Source organism: Flammeovirga pacifica, from assembly GCF_000807855.2.
GTDB lineage: Bacteria > Bacteroidota > Bacteroidia > Cytophagales > Flammeovirgaceae > Flammeovirga > Flammeovirga pacifica.
The window spans coordinates 1083429-1102607 of record NZ_JRYR02000002.1 but is presented as its reverse complement, the minus strand read 5'-3'; the positions used below and the strand labels follow the sequence as shown (position 1 = coordinate 1102607).

The 19179-nt window shown below is 32.9% G+C and carries 10 protein-coding genes; 7 read left to right on the top strand and 3 right to left on the bottom strand.

Translation table 11 applies throughout. The features are described from left to right. The first annotated feature begins 72 nt into the window (after positions 1–72). The 4 genes from NH26_RS23210 (at position 73) to NH26_RS23195 (ending at position 5715) form a co-directional block, all read left to right on the top strand. Positions 73–1533: a sulfatase gene (locus tag NH26_RS23210; protein WP_044216969.1), complete on the top strand. Its 1461-nt coding sequence runs from the start codon at positions 73–75 to the stop codon at positions 1531–1533. Between the two features lie 120 nt (positions 1534–1653). After that, the gene (locus NH26_RS23205) at positions 1654–2637 is read left to right on the top strand and encodes a Gfo/Idh/MocA family protein (RefSeq protein ID WP_044216966.1); all 984 of its coding nucleotides are present in this window, start codon (positions 1654–1656) and stop codon (positions 2635–2637) included. Continuing rightward, the gene (locus tag NH26_RS23200) at positions 2637–4070 is read left to right on the top strand and encodes a sulfatase (RefSeq protein WP_044216962.1); all 1434 of its coding nucleotides are present in this window, start codon (positions 2637–2639) and stop codon (positions 4068–4070) included. Before NH26_RS23205 ends, NH26_RS23200 begins: the two co-directional genes overlap by 1 nt. Before the next feature lie 247 nt (positions 4071–4317). Then, complete coding sequence (locus NH26_RS23195; protein WP_044217429.1) at positions 4318–5715, top strand: sulfatase; 1398 nt, start codon at positions 4318–4320, stop codon at positions 5713–5715. Positions 5716–6211: 496 nt separating this feature from the next. On the opposite strand, the gene NH26_RS23185 is transcribed toward NH26_RS23195, so the two are convergent. Further along, positions 6212–8155, bottom strand: a complete 1944-nt coding sequence (locus NH26_RS23185; RefSeq protein ID WP_044216957.1) for a hypothetical protein — start codon at positions 8153–8155, stop codon at positions 6212–6214. An 11-nt stretch (positions 8156–8166) separates the two neighbouring features. Then, on the bottom strand, positions 8167–9987 hold the full coding sequence (locus NH26_RS23180) for a hypothetical protein (protein WP_044216954.1): 1821 nt from the start codon (positions 9985–9987) through the stop codon (positions 8167–8169). A 687-nt stretch (positions 9988–10674) separates the two neighbouring features. Here NH26_RS23180 and NH26_RS23175 point away from each other — a divergent pair. From NH26_RS23175 to NH26_RS23165, 3 genes are all read left to right on the top strand, one after another. After that, positions 10675–14811 (top strand): LysM peptidoglycan-binding domain-containing protein, encoded by a 4137-nt coding sequence (locus NH26_RS23175; RefSeq protein ID WP_044216951.1) that lies wholly within the window; start codon positions 10675–10677, stop codon positions 14809–14811. 49 nt (positions 14812–14860) lie between these two features. Next, on the top strand, positions 14861–16024 hold the full coding sequence (locus NH26_RS23170) for a leucine-rich repeat domain-containing protein (protein WP_139263265.1): 1164 nt from the start codon (positions 14861–14863) through the stop codon (positions 16022–16024). Positions 16025–16088: 64 nt separating this feature from the next. After that, positions 16089–17780, top strand: a complete 1692-nt coding sequence (locus NH26_RS23165) for an AAA family ATPase (RefSeq protein ID WP_044216946.1) — start codon at positions 16089–16091, stop codon at positions 17778–17780. Positions 17781–17851: 71 nt separating this feature from the next. On the opposite strand, the gene NH26_RS23160 is transcribed toward NH26_RS23165, so the two are convergent. After that, positions 17852–19137 (bottom strand): IS3 family transposase gene (locus NH26_RS23160; RefSeq protein WP_139262739.1). Its coding sequence is split into 2 segments (ribosomal slippage): positions 17852–18768 and positions 18768–19137, totalling 1287 coding nucleotides; the frame shifts between segments, so codons are not numbered across the junction. Between the last annotated feature and the right edge of the window lie 42 nt (positions 19138–19179).

Below are 19179 nucleotides of genomic sequence, written 5' to 3'. Positions count from 1 at the left end.
TAGTTTTAAAAGGACTTATCAATAAAATAAATAACAAACCACATTTTGAGGTGGTGAATGAACAACATAACAATGAAACGAAAAACCTTACTCTTAGTAGTTCTATTACTTAATTCCTTTTGGGTGGCAGCACAAGAGAAGCCCAATGTATTGGTATTTTTAGTAGACGATTTACGTCCTAATTTAGGATGTTACGGAAACGATGTGATCCAAACGCCTAATATTGATAAATTAGCTGAACAGGGCATTAAGTTCAACTCAGCCTATGCTCAACAAGGTATTTGTGCACCTTCTAGAATGAGTATACTCACCTCAAAAAGAGTAGATCAAATAGGCGTTTATTCAATTTTTACGCCATTGCGCTCTGTACAAAAAGACATGGTAACTATGCCTCAGTTTTATAAATCTAATGGATATAAAACAGTAAGTATAGGTAAAGTATATCATCATACAAGAGACGATATAGACAATTGGAGTATCCATATACCAAAAGAGCCGAACGCTTACGTACTTCCAGAAAATCTCGCTTTGATAGACAGTATTAAAGAAGTGGGTGGTAGAAAAGGTCCTGCATACGAAGCAGCAGATGTTAAAGATGAAGCGTACAAAGACGGTAGAGTAGCAGTGGCAGCTATCAAGACTTTAAAGGAAATCAAAAACGATCCTTTTATGATGGTTGTCGGACTTAGTAAACCGCACTTACCATTTAATGCCCCTAAAAAATATTGGGATTTATATGATCGTTCATCATTTAAAATTCCTTTAAGACAACAGCCTACTGATGTCAGTACTTATGCAACAACTCCTTGGGGAGAATTAAGAGGCTATTACGGAATGCCTAAAAAAGGACAATTAAATGATGAAACAAGCCAAACACTTATTCATGGTTACTATGCAAGTGTAAGTTATATCGATGCACAAGTAGGTAAAATTATGGATACTTTAGAGGCATTGGACTTAAGAAAAAATACCATTGTTGTATTTATGAGTGATCATGGATGGAAATTGGGAGAATATGGAGATTGGTGCAAACACACCAACTTTGAATTAGATACAAGAGTACCTTTAATTATTAGTAGAGAAACTAATTATAACAAAGCAAAATCTAATAAAACTTCTGATGCACTTGTAGAAAACATTGATGTTTTCCCAACATTAGCAGATGCATGTGGCCTGACATTAAAAAACGTTGATGGTAAATCTTTGGTGCCATTATTAGATAAGCCCAATAAAAAAGGGGATGAGGCCGCTTACAGCCTTTATGCTAGAGGAGATAAGATAATGGGATTAACTGTAACCAATGGAGAATGGAGGTATACAGAATGGAGAGATCTTCAGAATAAGAAACTTCACTCTTCAGAACTCTATTTGTGTGATCAAGATTACAGTGTTCAAAATATTAATTATGTAGATGATGCTAAGCATCAGAAAATTGTCGATAACATGAAAGGATTATTGTATGCGCAATATCCAAAAGATAAGTATGATTTTCTTTTTCTTAAGAAGAAAAAAGTAACAAAGAAAAAGTCTTGAATAGTTGGATTCTTTACCTGAATTAATTTAGTAGTTTTTAAATACGTACCCCGTTCTCAATTTTAAAAAAAAATATTTTAAGTGGAGAGTTGTGGTACGTATTTTTATTAAATTTAAAATATGAAGTACATAAATAACATAAAATGGGGAATAATAGGTTGTGGTGATGTAACTGAGGTAAAAAGCGGGCCAGCCTATCAAATTGTAGAGGGTTTTGAATTGAAAGCAGTCATGAGAAGAGATGCTACAAAAGTTCAAGATTATGCTAAAAGACATGGGGTAGAAAAATACTACACCGATGCTGATCAATTAATTAATGACCCTGAAATAGATGCCATTTACATTGCAACACCTCCAGATGTTCATTTATATTATGCTTTAAAAGTAGCTAAAGCCAATAAGATATGTTGTATCGAAAAACCTTTAGCACCCAACTACCAAGATAGTCTAGCTATTTACAATACCTTTAAAGAGAAAAATATCCCTTTGTTTGTCGCTTATTACAGAAGGTCATTACCACGTTTTGAAAAAGTAAAGACATGGTTGGATCATAATGAAATAGGAGAGGTAAGACATATCAATTGGAAATTAAGCAGTCCACCAAGTGCATTAGATGTATCGAAAGAATACAATTGGAGAACAGACAGTAACATCGCCTTAGGTGGCTATTTTGATGATTTAGCTAGTCATGGAATAGATTTATTAGTGCATTTTTTCGGTAAATTTAAAGAAGTGACAGGACATTGTACTAATCAACAAAAATTATATTCAGCCTATGATTCCATCACTGCATCTTGGTTGTTTAACAATGGCATAACAGGTACTGGTTATTGGAATTTTGGAAGTCAAAAAGAAGAAGAAACCTTAGAAATTCTAGGAAGTGAAGGGACAATTGTTTTATCTATTTTTCATGAAAATCCAATACAATTAAAGAAAGGTAATAAGATAGAAACAATAGAAATTGAGCATCCAAAACATGTGCAATTGTGCCATGTAGAGCATATGAAAAAGCATTTAATGGAAGATGATTTCACTCATCCATCCACCCCTTATGATGCACAACATGTAAGTTGGGTCATGGACAAAATATTAGGTAAAATATAATGAAAATAAAAAAAACAGCTTCAATTTTTGGTACACTTGTATCCTTATTTTTAATCACTAGTTGTCAAAATGCGAAGGTCAGTTCAAAACCAAATATTTTACTTATTTGTGTAGATGACCTTCGACCAGAATTAAGCAGTTTTGGTGCAAACTATATCAGTTCACCTAACATAGATTCTTTTGCTGCAGAGGGAGTTGCATTTCAAAAACATTACGTTAACGCCCCAAGTTGTGGGCCGTCTCGCTATACTTTATTGACGGGTAAGTATGGACCATCAGGTAATAATGCACTATTTAGAAGAGCGAATAAAATAAAAAAAGGTACAGAAAAAATAGATGACAGTATGCCCGAATGGTTTAAAAACCATGGGTATACAACAGTCTCGGTCGGTAAAGTATCTCATCATCCCGGTGGAAGAGGAGGTAAGAATTGGAATGACAGTACAGAGATTGAAATGCCAAACGCTTGGGATAAACATCTTATGCCAGTTGCAGAATGGGAACACCCTAAAGGAATGATGCACGGCTTAGCCAATGGACAGCAACGAATAACATCGGCGAGCACAGATGTTTTTCAGTCGGAAAAAGGGGATGACTATACTTACCCAGACGGTGCAATTACAGATGAAGCATTAAAACAATTAAGATTGCTGACCTCTAATAATGAAAAACCCTTTTTTCTTGCCTATGGTATTATCAAACCTCACTTGCCATTTGGAGCTCCACAATCTTATTACGATCGGTATGATGGAGTAGAACTGCCTGAAATAGCACATCCTCAAAAGCCAAAAGGAAAAACAACATGGCATGGATCGGGTGAGTTTATGGGGTACAACCGTTGGGGATTAAACCCCAATAAAAATAAGGATTTTGCGGATGAAGTACGTCGTCATTATGCAGCATGTGTAAGCTATGCAGATGCTCAAGTAGGTATCATTCTAGATGAATTGAAAAGAACAGGAGCGGATAAAAACACCATTGTTGTATTATGGGGAGATCATGGTTGGCACCTGGGAGAACATGCTATTTGGGGGAAACATAGTTTATTCGAAGAAGCCTTACATGCACCACTAATCATTCAGTATCCTGGAATGCAACAAAAAGGAACGACCACAAATGCTATCGTAGAGACCCTCGACATTTTTCCGACATTATGTGATTTGACAGGAATTGAAATTCCTAAATACGCACAAGGTGAATCATTAAAAGAGATATTAGCTGCACCTAATACCCCTGGCCACACAGCTATAGCCTATACAGGTAAAGCTTCAAGCGTCAGAACATCTACCCATCGAATGACACTTCATAAGGATGGATTTGTAGAATTATACGATCATACAACCATGGAGAAGGAAAACAAAAATGTAGCAGAAGAAAACTCAGAAGTGGTGGATAGTTTAAAGAGGGTTTTAAATAATAGATTATTAGATTAAATCATAACACACTTAATAACTAAGACTTATTGTAGTATGTTAATTTCAATATAAGAACTTTAAGAAAAGATATAGTGCAATATCGTAATTTCCTACAGCATCTATTACATCTTTGGGCTACAATAAATTGTGTGTATGAAATGATCAATTGGAGTGAAATGTTAAGAATTAAAAATATCGACTTATTTTATGTAAGTCATAATTAAAAAAAATGAATATGAACTTTTGTCTTGAAAAATATAAAAAAATGAAGCTGATAGTAGTCATTACTATTATTTTATTTTCATCACTTGTTTCCTGTAGTATTCAATCAACAGATAAAAATAATGTGAAACCAAACATAGTTATTATAAATATTGATGACATGGGTTGGAAAGATGTTGGTTTTATGGGAAGTGAGTATTACGAAACACCTAATATTGATAAGCTCTCTACCAATGGTATGGTGTTTACCAATGGTTATGCAGCATCAGCAAACTGTGCACCGAGTAGAGCCTGTTTAATGACAGGAATGTGGACACCACGTCATGGGGTTTATACGGTAAATTCTTCTGAAAGAGGGTTAGCGAAAGATCGAAAAATAATTCCAACAAAAAACACAAACCTCTTAGCGTCAGAATTTACTATAATTCCTGAAGTTCTAAAAAGTAATGGATATACTACCTGTCATGCAGGCAAGTGGCATTTGAGTCATAATCCTCTTGAAGATGGTTTTGATGTAAATATAGGTGGTAGCCATGCAGGTCTTCCAAAAAGTTATTACCCACCTTATAAAAGTGTGCGTATTGCTAAAGGGAAAAGTGAATATTTAACGGATTTGGTCATGGAAAAGGCGATAGAGTTTGTTGATACGATTGCTTCACCATTCTTTCTTTACTATTCTCCATATGCTGTACATACACCTATAACTCCAGTAGATAGCTTACTAACTAAATATAAGAATAAGGCACCCTGGAATGGTCAAAAAAACTATAAATACGCTACCATGATAGATAATCTAGATAGAAATATTGGGTTGCTAATAAAAGTATTAAAAAACAAAAATCTTTTTGATAATACCTTGATTGTATTTACTTCAGATAACGGAGGGTTGTATGGAATAACCCAACAAAAACCTTTAAGAGCTGGAAAGGGAAGTTATTATGAAGGTGGTATTCGAGCGCCTTTTTTCTTTGTTTTCAATAATAAAATTACACCAAATACAAAGAGTGATGTACCAATATCCAATCTCGATATTTTTCCAACTATTCTAAATTATGCTGGTATTGAAAATACACAATTGGAATTAGATGGAGATAATATTTCTTCAGTACTTGAAGGAAAAACAGCAGCACTAGAGCGTCCATTATTTTGGCATTTTCCCATCTATTTAGAAGCCTACTATAGAAAAGACAACGAAAACAGAGATTCGTTATTTAGAACAAGACCTGGCTCGGTAATACGTAAAGGCGATTGGAAAATGCATTACTATTTTGAAGATGATGACATTGATTTATTTAACTTAGCTGAAGATATTGGAGAGCAAAACAATTTAGCTAAAATTAAGCCTAAAAAGGTAGAAGAACTTCTAAAGGATTTACAAAAATGGTGGAAAGATACTAATGCCCCAATTCCTACAAAATTGAATCCTAAATATGAAGATTAAAAAAACGAATACACCATGTTTTATGTAAGTAATGAGGGTTAATTTGCTACAATAAGTTTTTTAATGTTTGTAATACCTAACTATTATAAGTATCCAATTGATAGGCGTTACTCCAATTTTTCTAAGTGCATGACAAAAACAGTTTTGTGTGAAAATCTTGATCATTAAAATTTTTATCTAATAGCTTATCTGAAATATAATCTAATCCATATTTGAAGAAGATTTTAACTCTTCTTCCATGCTTTAAAATTCTTATTTCCTTGATATTATGATAAAAAAAAATCCCTTCTGTTCTAAGTAACGCCTGTCGCTTGATACTTAAACAGAAGGGTGATTTGAACTATTATACGTCCTATAAGCGAGCTTTAATTCTCCTAAGTATGGATTACTTATATTACCCGTAATAGCACTATATGGAATTTCGATATAAACTTTGTCAGTATTATTTAAATTCTCATCTTCATATCTAAACAATTCTGTCCCATCTTCATCGTTTTCATATACCACTATCAAATTCACCAGGAACAATGTTAACTGTTATTGCAATAAGATAACCTATAACATTCTCTTCCAAGTCTTTCTCCTCTATAACTTCTATAGATTCTAATGGTGCATTTCCATTTGTTCCGATTACTCTTACACTAATGTTTTCAGGAATTAATGCAGATGCTTCGTATGGCATTGTAATTCTAACCTGACTATTTATCAATTGACCTGATTCTGGATCGACTGCTACTTCTCCACTGCCTTGATCTTGCAAATAAATAATATTGGATAAATCAATTGAAGGATCAAAAGAGGAGAAATAATAATTTTCAGAAGAAGATGATAAATCTAACCTCCCACTTGAGTTATTTGCAATATCTTTTGCTTCAATTCCTACAATAGTAAAATAAGTTGGATACTTATTTGGATTTGACAATCCTTCGTTCGGGTTAAATTTGAAAATAAGTTGATTTAGATTACTATTATCTTTGGTGAAGTTATCTAAAGCAATAGATAGTTCCTGTTCATTAGTATTTGATCCATCTACAATTACTCTATTAACTTTAAGACTTGTTTCGTCTTTATCTAAATCAAATTCGTTCAAATTCAACGTTACAATTGCTTCCGAATCAGATTGCAACCAAGTTAAGTCTTCTGTACTCCATTCTGGAGATAAAACTTCAGTATTTGCAACACGAAGGATTGGGTCAGCTAGTAAGCTAGGCTTCGTATTATCTATAATGTGATAATCCGTCCAAGTGGCATTTAATCTTGGATCAGAAGTATTATATAGATTAACAAAAGATTTAATTACTTCTCCTTCATTGAATAGATTTAGTATATCTGTATTCAAGGTTAAGATAATTCTATTATTATCTGTATTAATATTAACCTCACTATCTCTTGGATACAAGACTTTTTTTACTTCATTAGCTTCATTAAATAACACTATTTCTGAAAAATTTTCATCAATAACTTGTTCTGAAACACCGTCTTCAAAAGCAAACTTATATTTTAGTTGAGAACCTTGTTTTAGATAATTTTTAGTTTTCTGATGATGTACACTCGCTATGTAAAATTCATTTTCTGTTAATTTTATAATAGGATTCCTATGAGTACCATTATCATTTATTTGGGTAACAACTCCTTTATTTCCTGCAAGGTCTGTATGTTCTATGTACATACTTAATTCTTCATTACCTCTAAAGAAACTACCATCTGAACTTGGAGCACCAAAATCTAAAGTATATTGATTACCACTATCATGACTAGGGTTTCCAATTTGTGGTAATCTAAATATTTCTGTTGAATTATTACTAAAAACTAATTCATGTTCTTGTTCAGTATTAAATGTAGGATCATCTACCTTTACTGAAATATTGACTTCTGTTTCTGATTTGGCAACTGTCAGGTCTGATAATTCTACTTCCGGTTGTGTGAAATCAAAGAATACGTCTATTATTTTCTCAGGCTCTAAAGTGTAAATTAAATATTCTGTTACCTCATCGTACTCTTGTGAAATAGAATTCCAAATAAATGTTATCTTCGTGTAAGTAATAATTAAGTCTATTTTATTTAAACTTTCATCTGTAACATAAGAAGCTATACTTGATTTATTGATCGAAATTTCAGTAGGATTATTATTTAAATTATAATTAGTAGAATCCAAACTTAATTCCTTATCATCAAAAAAAATTTTGGAAGAAGAAAAAGAATAAACTACATATTGAGGATCACCTGTTGACCCTTCATTAGCATGTGCTACTCCACTTAATGAAAATTTTATTGAATCATCGTTGGAAGAAAAAACATAAAATGTATTTTCACCAATGTCAATAGAATTATAATTATTATTTTTTAGTTCAAATGAATCAATATTCTTATTAATTTCATTCCCAAATGAAAAATTAATAAGTGAAAGAGTAAAAATTAAAATAAGTACAGAAAACCTCATATTCGTATATTTTAATTATTACAAGTTCCTATTATATCTTTTAAAGGTACACCATCAAAAAGAATATCATTCTCCATTATTTTTCCGGTCTTACATGTGTTATCAACAACCTCTAAATATTCACTAATTTCACCCAAAGGAAATTCACTATATGGCTTAATTAAAACATAATGACTATTTGTTATCATCATATCATAATCAAATTTCACATTAGATAATACAAGTTTTGAGTCAAATTTATCTGTCACTGAGAAATCTACAGCACTATCTCTTCGTTTACTGTCAACTAAAAACTTAAAATTACAATTCTTTATGATTGTAGAAATTCCTACAACTCTTATGGGAGAATATCCATATTCATTATCATAGAAAAAATTACAGTTTTCAATTTCTAAAGGTAGTGAGTAATTAGTTACACCATCAACCGCTGCCCCTGATATATTTTGATTATTTTCATACCCATAAAAAGTACAATTTCTAATCTTAATACCTCCTGCTACGTAATTTAATTTTGCTCTTTTAAAATTAAAACCATCAACACACAAATTACCACTTTCAAAAGCTCTTGCAAGAATATTAATACCACCTTTAAAAATTGATATATTTGATATTAAATTTCTATCTTCTAATTTTTCAAAAATATCACCATTAAAAGATCCTCTGATAAAAATATTCTTCTCAAACATTAATGTTTCTGTATACTCTCCTTTTTTAAATAAAATCTCAACAGTCGCTGCACTATTGTTTTCTGAAAGTGTATTTGCTGCATCTGCTGCATCTTGAGGTTTCGTAAACGCATTCTCCCAACTACTACCATCTCCAGTTCCAGTCGCTGCAACATCCACAAATACACCACCATGTAAATCGTCTAACGTTTTCACTTCAGAGGCTACTTCTTCACTCTCTTCTAATACAATTTTTACTGCTGCTTTCACCTCATAAGACACTCCAATATCTAAACCGTGTCCTACCGCTACTAAAGTCGTCTCGTCTTTCATTTCGGCATCCATCCAAGTATATGCTGCATCTGAAGATTTTTTGTAGTAGAAACCTAATTGTAAATCATCGTTAGGTGCAATATCCGAAGTGAATGTCCCCTCCATGTATAAACCACCTTGGTTATTACTTACCTCTAAGGTATTTACAGCGAAGGTATATGTTTTGAAGTTTTCCTCTTGTACAGAAAGTACATCCTCTCCATGTTTTACTGTTACTTTTGAAGAGTAATCAGAAGACATCTCTAAACCAGGAACAACGAATTCTAACCCTTCAAGATCTGCGTCGTATTCTTCGGAAACTGTTTTTACTACAGTCTCTCCGGAAAGTACTTCTGCAACAATCGTGATTTTTGTATTATCTAAAACGCCTTCTAAAGCACCGTTTAATCGTAATGAAGTAAAACCACCATTTACTGTAAAGTTTGTTTTTACTTCTTGCGTACTTACTTTCTTTTTCCCTGTAGTCACGACATCTTCGCCACGAATTACAGAAAAATCGTATTGGTATTCCTTACCAGAAGTTAATTCTGATACTTCGAAAGTAAACTCTCCATTTTGTACGTTGGTAAAAGACTTTTCGGAAATCACCTCTTCCCCATCGTAGACAACGAATTTAGCCGTAGCTTCTAAGGAATCTTCATAATTTTCAATGTTTGCTGTTAACTCCAAAGTGGTATAACCAATTGTTGGATCTGAAGCTGTTACTGTTACGCCGTCCATCCCATTTATTGGATTATCACCACCATTAATAACTTCTTCTGACTTATCACATGATGTTGTCAGTAATAACAAGTATCCTAGTAGGACAACTAGCGTAGTTAGTTTGTTTTTCATGTTTGTAAAATTTATTTCAGTTTTAGCGAATCGATTGAGTACATTACGCTATTTAAAAAAATTATTGTCGTATTACGAAAAAATAAGTTTAGCTTTATTTCGCAGACCGAATGTAATGTTTAATCAAATTATTAAAAAAATACAGGACGTAATTTTTAATTTATTTGCTCATTTTATTTGTAGTTCACAATAGAATCTATAAATAATTCAATTTTAATATTTTTTGATAATTGACTTACAGCGCTATATATGCTTTCTGATATTTAAATTAGTACTAACTAAATGAGTTATAATAACAAAATATTTATAAATAAACGTTGTCTAATTTTTTATTAACATGTAAGTAACATAAAGCATATACTTTTAATACTTGTATATTATAGAAGGAAGTATTCATCTATTCGGGTTATCCTATCGTAAACTTACCTAAGCTATCAGCACATATATTTTGCTTATCCTTATTTGAAAAAGAAAGATTCTTACTTTTCAAATACAGAAATAGCTTCTTCTAAATCTATTGTCTACTTGTATTTATCCTAGTTATTCCTAAATAGGACTGTTTATTTTGAAAAAAAAGGAATAGAATATACCTTAGTATTGCAAAAGCAAGCGCACAAATCGTTTACATTCGTTTAGTACAAAAAATCTGTACAATCTTTTTACGCTTAACAAGACTAATTATTTTACATGTCTGAATTCGCTCAAAAAACAAAGAAAACTTCAGATCTTAGCCATAAAACTTATTCATCAGGCTATCTTTTTCAGGAAAGAAAAAAGATAGATCCCAAAGATCCACCTCCTATTTACATTTTTGTAGATTGTAATTTTGATAGAGGTCTAGATAACGATATTTCCTTTACTTTTTATTACGATAAAGGGTATTATCATGATGAGGACATTCAACGGCCCTGTGTTCTGAAGCTCAATTGGGACAATCCATTTATAGAATATGAATTGCAACTACCCAATAGTATCTTTGAAAAACTAAAAGACCGTTTGAACACCCATTTTAATGGCATTAGTTTTATCCATACCTCTTCCTCTGTTGTTTCAATACCTTACAATAATAATGAAGCAGGAGGTTATGATGCTTTCAATAAGGAAACTGTATTTTCTCAAACACAAAACTCCAAAGGTCATTATATCAGTCATTCAAAATATGTTGTAAAAAGTTTGGAAGATCTTTCTGCTGAGTTGAAAATACAATCTAAGTTTTCAATGCAATTGGATCAGCATTATAAAAAGTATCAGAATACTCAACCTAAGAATCTGAATTACGAAGAGCTGGTAAAAAAGATGTATTCTGAGTTAAGTTTAAAATATAGAACGACTAAATACATACAGGCAAAGACAGATCTAATGTCATCGTCTATAGGTCCTCAGGCACTATTTTCGATTGTTAAAGATAGTATAATGCCACATCACACTATCTTAGATCTCTACCAAGTTTTTTCTGGTCCAGATGAGGATGAGTTTTTTGATGTTCTTGCAAAAATAAATAACCATCCCCCTTCTATTGAAAAGTTGGAATCTACTTTTAAAAGATTATATCCTGAGGAAAAGGGAATAAAAGAATGGTTGGTAAAGGAATTGCCCGAGCACAGAAAAAAATGGCTTCAACTTTTACCCAATACCAATAAAGGGGAATTACCTCTGGATTACGATCATATTGCACAAAATATACTTCAATACTATGAGGAATATCAAATTGCTTCTCGCTATAAAATAGATCCTTCAACAATTAAAACTCGCCTTGATGGATGGGAAGCTTATGGCAAAATGCCTAAAATGCCTCAGGTAAGAAAAAGGGTCATGAAAGGTATTCAAACCGAGTTGGAAAAATTGGAAATGAACGCTGCCTCGGTGGCAACTCTTCTCCAGTCAGAACAATTTATTGAGAAAAGTCTGATGGAGCTTCTGACTGAGATGGAAATAGCAGATCAATTGTCTTATCTACTACCAAACATAAATCAGATTAATTGGATGGATACTGTATATGTTGAAGATCTATCCTATTCCCTTGATGAAATCCTTCATAAGGAAAAGACTTTTAAAAAGGAGGAAGGTATAAATATCCCTTATGCGAATGGTGAGCTAATACGTTATCAGGACACGGGAGAATATGCCTATATGGTTTCGGAGGGAGATACTATTTCAGGTATTTTAAAACGGTTCAACATCAAAAAGGAAGATTTGATGCTATCGAACTGGTGGGATGGTTTTGCTGAAAACGGACAATACCTTATAGGAACGGATTCCCACTGGCTTCAGGAAGGAGATATTGTTACTCTTCCTAATTACTTTTTTCCATTGAATGGTCAGACTTTTTATATCTATGACCGTTGGGGCGAAAAAGGAATAAAAGTTCAAAAGCAACAGGGAGAATACAAAAGAATACCTGTTCACTGTAACGACTATCAAGAATTAAAACAATTGATAAAGGATAAAATTGATGAGTGTGACGACAATACAAGGACTTACAATTTAACGCTGGATATTACTCTAAGCATCAATGCTCAAATAACTGCATTCATTTATGTAGGAATAACTACTGGAGGTAATATAGAATTGGGTTCCGGAGATACCCGTAGTTTTGATGTGATTTCCCAGTGCTTTTTTAATAGTAGTATTGGAGTAGGTAACAAAGGCCTAGCCAATGCTGGGGTAAGTGGAGGAGGAAAAATGACTTTCGATCTTGGGCATTTCAACTCCTTAAATGGAAGCTACTCTTCCGCCAATCATTTTTTGGCCTTTTTTGAAAGGTCGCTCTACAGTTTTATGAAAACATATGAGCTGGATGATGCTTTGGAAAAAAGTGGATTGAATGATTCATACTGGGAGAATGAAAGAAATAAAGAAAACGGTGTTTGGGATGAACTGGCCAAAGGATATACCCGAAAAGTTCGAGTAGCGGGTCATGGGGAATTGGAAGCAGGTGTTGTGGGCATAGGAAGTGCGAAAGGGGGTAGGGAATACAAATATGCAGAGAGTTACGGAATGAAAGGTGTTACCACAATGGAAGACCTGATCATTGATGATGACTATGATAACATCCTTAAACAAGCCATTGAAGAGGATAAAACGATCACCTCATATGTAGAAGTTTCTATTGGGGATTACAAACTAAAATTCAATTTTACTGATGTACTATTCAGTACGAACCAAAGTAACCTCGGTAATTATATGAGTATAAGTCTCACTTTACCAGGAGACGACATGCTTGATCTATTGAAAGTGATCAAAAATGATCTAATGACGTTTGGCATGGTTAAAAATGCTATGCCTGAGAAGAAAGGTCTTTTTAGTGAAAGCAAAGTACTTCAAGAGGCAGTCAATCAAAAAAAAATGTATGGCGATGTACAGAGTGTTCGACAGGACAATATCAAAAAACAAAAAGCTGCTGCTAAAAAAAGTGGAGAAATCGTTGAAAGTCTTAAAAATCAAGGTCAAAGTAGAAAACAGTGGCGGCCTATTTATAATAAACAACAAGCGGCTTTAAGAAAAGTTAGAACTACAGAGATAAAATTAAAAAGAGACTCACTGAAGCAAAAACTCACTGACCTTTTCAAGAAACATCTGAAGGATAATTCCATAAGAGTTAAAGAAAATCGAAAATTAATTACCGATAAAAAAACTAAAAGTTATACAAGGTTAGTAGCCAATTTCCAAGAAATAGACAATGAATACAAAATGCTCTATTTTAGAGGCATTGTTGGTGGTTCTGCTGAAGCGAAAATTGGAACTAAAAAAGGCTTTGCGGGTTTAACGGGAAAAGTAACCGGAGAGGTGGAAGTAATGGAATTTTTGGGAACAAATACGATTAGCTATGCTTCCATTGTCAATAACGGTATTTTTAAAGAAGGTTTACAACGTTTGAATCAGTCGGAAAAGGTATATTTTGATAAATTTATTCAGGATGCCTTAAAAGAACTAAAAAGCAAGGGGTTGGAAGAAGTGTTCTCCCGAATTTCTCCCCAAAATATAAAACGTTTAAAGGAGTATACCCAAGCAATAAGTAATCGTTATGAACGTCAGAAACATTTATTTCAGGATAAAGTACTAGAAGATTTTTATCAGGGAGGTTGGAGTGAAGAAAAGAAGCAATTCAGTAGCCTAATCTCTAATATTATGAATGAATTGGAGGGGGGACAAAATTATATGACTCCAATCAATATGAGTGACTTTTCTGATGGTCAGAGAAGTCTTCTGAGCTGTATAAAATCTCATCTGATGAAAAATGTAGAAAGTTTGAGGTATCAACCTCCAATCACCTCTTCGGAACTTTTTCAAACTTATGGCAGTAACGATCCCAGATTTATAGCGATCAGAGACAAGATACTGGGAGAGGAAAAGGCAAGCAGTCAATGGTCTACATACAAAACCACTAGAGGAGTTGATCGTTTTTCTGGACAGAAAGATGAGAATGCCTCTGAAATGAATGCCATTGCAAGAAACTTTGGGGACAAAGTGAAAACAGCTGTGATTGCATATGCTTCTGCATTGAAGAAAGATAAAATACTACCAGAACAAGCAAAATGGTCCGAATGTCCTATTGATGATCTTTCACCAGAGCAAGCGGATTTGTATTTAGGAAAAATCGAACATATTGTTAGGTTTTTGCATAGGACAGAAAACCGAGAAAGCAAAAATATCCAATTAACTTTTGATGAAGATCATAACCTATCAGAGTTTATGAAGAGTCTTTTGATGAATAAAAATATCAAAACTGATGAATACTTTTTATCAAAATTTGAGCAAGATGTTTTATATCCATTAATGTTAGAAAATATAGTTTATGGGAAACAAGTATATAAACCTTATTAGTGTAGTACTGATTTTATTAGCATTTACAAATTGTACAAATTATAGAACTATGAATGAAGAAGAAGTAATAAAACAATTATATAAAAAGTACTACCCTAATGAATCGAGTGTATCTAAAGTACGTTACGATATGGATGATGATGAAAATCATGTAATATCAGTAACAATTGAAAATGCATCAGATCTCACAGAATTTCCAGAAGAGCTTTTAGCGTTTAAAAAGTTAGAGCAGATCACCATAAGAGATTGTAATATAGAGGAGATACCAGAGTTTATTACAGAATTTGATTCATTAAAAATACTTACAGTATATGGCAATCCTGTTAAAGAGATTCCAGAATTTATTGTGAATTGTAAAAATCTAAAACAATTAGATGTTGAAAATACTGAAGTAAGTGTTTTACCAGATTTCTTGGAAGAAATAGATTTGATAGGTATTTATATAAAGGGTTCACAAATAACGGGTTTTCCAAAAGTCCTCTACAAGTTTAAAGATTTAAGAATTTTAACTATATCAAACGATGAACTCCCTTCAGATATAGGCTCATTTAAATTAAAAGTTCTTTGTGCAGAATTAAAGAGCTTTAAATATATTGATCAACTTGAAAAGTTAATAGAACTTGACTTATCTAACAGCACTGCAAAATATCTTCCTGAAAACTTCGGTAACCTTCAAAAACTGGAAGATCTCAATCTTGCAAACTGTAAAAATCTAGTGAAGCTCCCCCACTCAATTGGTAATATCAACCGGTTTTGGGGGATCACTTTAAGCGGATGCAGTCGATTAACCGCGCTTCCGAGTAGTATGAACAAAATACATATAGGAGCTTTAGATTTAAATCGCTGTTATAATTTAAAGAGTGTCCCTAAAGGAATGATGGTCGGCGCAATTACCGCAAGGGAGACAAAATGGAAAGCTATGCCATCAGGTATTTTTTACAGTACTTGCCATAATTTAGATGTCACCGATCATCAAATCACCGATATTACAGGCATTGGTAATATGTATAATCTCAATATTTTAAACTTATCTAGGGGTAATATTCAAAAGATTCCCGATGGTATAGGTCGTCTAAAAGAATTATCTATACTTATAATGGAGCATAATGATATTAAGGTAATTCCAAGAGCTTTAGATAATTGCCTGAAATTAAAGGGCGTTCGGTTGTATGGGAATCCGGTGTATGATATGGAGGCGTTGGAGGTGTTTTAATAAAAATTTATGGGAAGATCGAGAAATGTATTATTTCTTATCTTTACAAAAAGAATAAAATTGCATGAGAAAATTTCCGATTGGCATATCAGATTTTAAAAGAGTAATACAAGACGATTACTATTATATCGATAAATCTCTATTTATTGAAGACATTATTGAGAGTAATGCTATATCTATTCTCATACCTCGTCCTAGACGTTTTGGCAAGACATTAAATATGTCGATGCTTCATGCTTTCTTTGATATCAAAAAAGGGGAAGAAAATAAAGTTCTTTTTGATCAATTAAAAATAAGACAATCGGAGGCGTGGAAACATCAGGGGAAATATCCTGTGATTTATCTGTCTTTAAAAGATATTAAAAAGAATACTTTTGAGGATGCCATTTATAAAATTAAAGTTCTTTGTGTTGAATGGCTTGAAGAAAATGAAGAAATACTTCAATCAAACCTTTTAACCATATCTGAAAAGAATATTTTAAAAGACTTAACTAAAGACAACTGGAAACTAGTTGATTTAGAGAATTTTTTAAAAACTGCAAGTAAAATTTTATCTAAAGTATATAATCAAAAAGTAGTCATCTTAATCGACGAATACGACTCTTGTATCATCAAATCGTGGGAAGCAGGTTACTATCAAGAAATGATCTCATTTATGAGAGGTTTCCTTTCTGGAGGTTTTAAAGACAATGATCATTTATTTAAAGGCGTTATCACTGGAATTCTTCGTGTAGCTAAAGAAAGTATATTCTCTGGATTGAATAACCTTGTAGTAAGTACTGTTTTAGAAAACCAAAGCGCAGATAAATTTGGCTTGACGGAAGAGGAAGTTAAAAAGCTGCTTCAAGAGGTAAATATCAGTCCCGCTTTCGAGGAGATTAAAAAATGGTACAACGGTTATAAAATCGGTCAACACACAGGAATGTATAACCCTTGGTCAATTTTAAACTTTGTCGACAAGCATGATGAAGGCTTTAAACCCTATTGGGTAAATACTTCTGCCAACGAATTGATTGAGGTTTTGCTTACCAATGCTAACGCTGATCTGGAAAAAAAGCTAACTGGTTTTATCGATGGGCAGGTGATGGAATGTGAGATTGATGAAACAACCATTTTTCAAGATTTGGATAATGGTAAGCAAGAAACCGTGTTAGGATTGTTGCTTTTTAATGGGTATTTGACTACCACATATACTAAAAATGATGGGAGAAAAACACATTACGGTTTAAAAATTCCAAATGAGGAGGTGATGATTGTTTATGAAAAAATGCTCGAACGCTTACTTTCAAAATCCACTGAAGTAAGCGAAAGTACAATTCTTTCTGCCTTACTTGATCAAGACGCTAAGGAGTTCGAATATGCTTTATCGGAATATATGCTGACCTCGTTTAGTTTCCATGATGTACAACACAGAGGTTCTCTACCTGAAAAAGTCTACCATGCTTTTATATTAGGATTAATGGCTCATCTCTCTACTCGATTTATAGTAAAATCCAACCCAGAAACAGGACTTGGAAGAGCCGATTTAATGATCTACCCAAAAGATAACAACGACCCTAGAGGTTGGGTATTGGAGTTTAAAAAACTAAAGAGAAGCTCTCCTCCTTTAAAGGAATTGGCTCAAGAAGCTATGCAACAAATTCATTCTTCAAAATACATGACTACACTAAAAGAAAATTACAAAACAGATCTTATGCTGGTAGGGGTTGCTTTTGATGGAAAGGAAGTAAGTTGTGTAACGGAGTTGATTCCTTAGTTCTTATTTGATATTTATCAGATGACTTGTCCTGAAAAAAGTTGACAGTTAAAAATACATTATACCCATCTTCATATTGCTTGTAGATGGGTTTTCTTTTTCCATTTTTTCAACTTCACCTTTTGTTGTAAATGAGCTTGGTTTGGAGTTAAAAGACCTATAGAAAAATGAGGTCTAGTTTGGTTATATAGAGCAATTGACTCTTTAACTTGTGTTTCCATAATTTCTTTACTTCCAAAATGAATATCAAGAAGGAATTCATCTTTAAGTATTCCATTAACCCTTTCTGCTATTGCATTTTCATAAGGATCAGCTTGTTCAGTCATACTGATTTTAATATCATTCGCGTTTAAAATTTTTGTATATAACTGACTGCAATATTGAAGTCCTCTATCTGAGTGATGTATCAATTTTTCATCATATATACGACCCTTTAAAGCCATTTCTAATGCTTCTACAGTGGTTTCAGCCTGCATGTTATTAGATAATTTATAACCTACAATACGTTTAGAGTAAGCATCTGTAATTAAATGTAAGTAATGGTGCTTTGTATTACAAGTTAAATAAGTGATATCAGCTACCCATACTTGCTCAGGACGATGAATATGAAGTCCTTTTACACAATTTGGATATTTACGCATCCAGTGTTTTGAATTCGTTGTTTTATGATACTTTTGTTTTCTACTTACTAGTAAATTAGATTCTCTTAAATATTTGAACAACTGATCCCTACCCATTTTTATTTGATTAGAAGACAAAAAATCTTGCATCAAATAATGTAGTTTTCTTCCTCCTAATTTTGGAAGTAACGACCTGTATTTCATTACTTCTTGTTTTACTTGATCAAGATAGTCTTTTGATTGTGACTTCTTAGTAGAACGCTTATAGAAAGCTTGTTTTGTATAACCAAACAGTTGACATAATTGCTCTGTTGTTAAAGCATTTTCTGTTTTTATTTCTTGAACTGCTTGGTACCAGACTTTTTTACAATCTTAATATTCAATTCTCTTTCAGCTATCTCGATAAACTTTTTGTATGCATCTAATTCTGCATCTTTTTGTTTTAAAGCTTTTTCTAACTCTTTTTCTGTTTGTCGTAATGATGCCTCAAGGTCTTTTATACGCTGTTGCTCTTTATCTTTCATTGGTCGTCCTATGGATTTATATTTTGTGTGAGACAATTTACCATATTTTCTTAACCAACGAGCAATTGTACTATGACCTGCAATCGAATATTTTCTATGAAGAGCTGCTTTTGTATAAAGCCCACTTTCAAATTCTTCTACAACCTTTTGTTTGAATGATAAGCTGTAAGATATTGGGGATTCTGAAGATTTTGCTTTTCTGGTGTTTGACATAAATTTATTACAATTTAGTCAACTTATTTTAGGACGTTACAA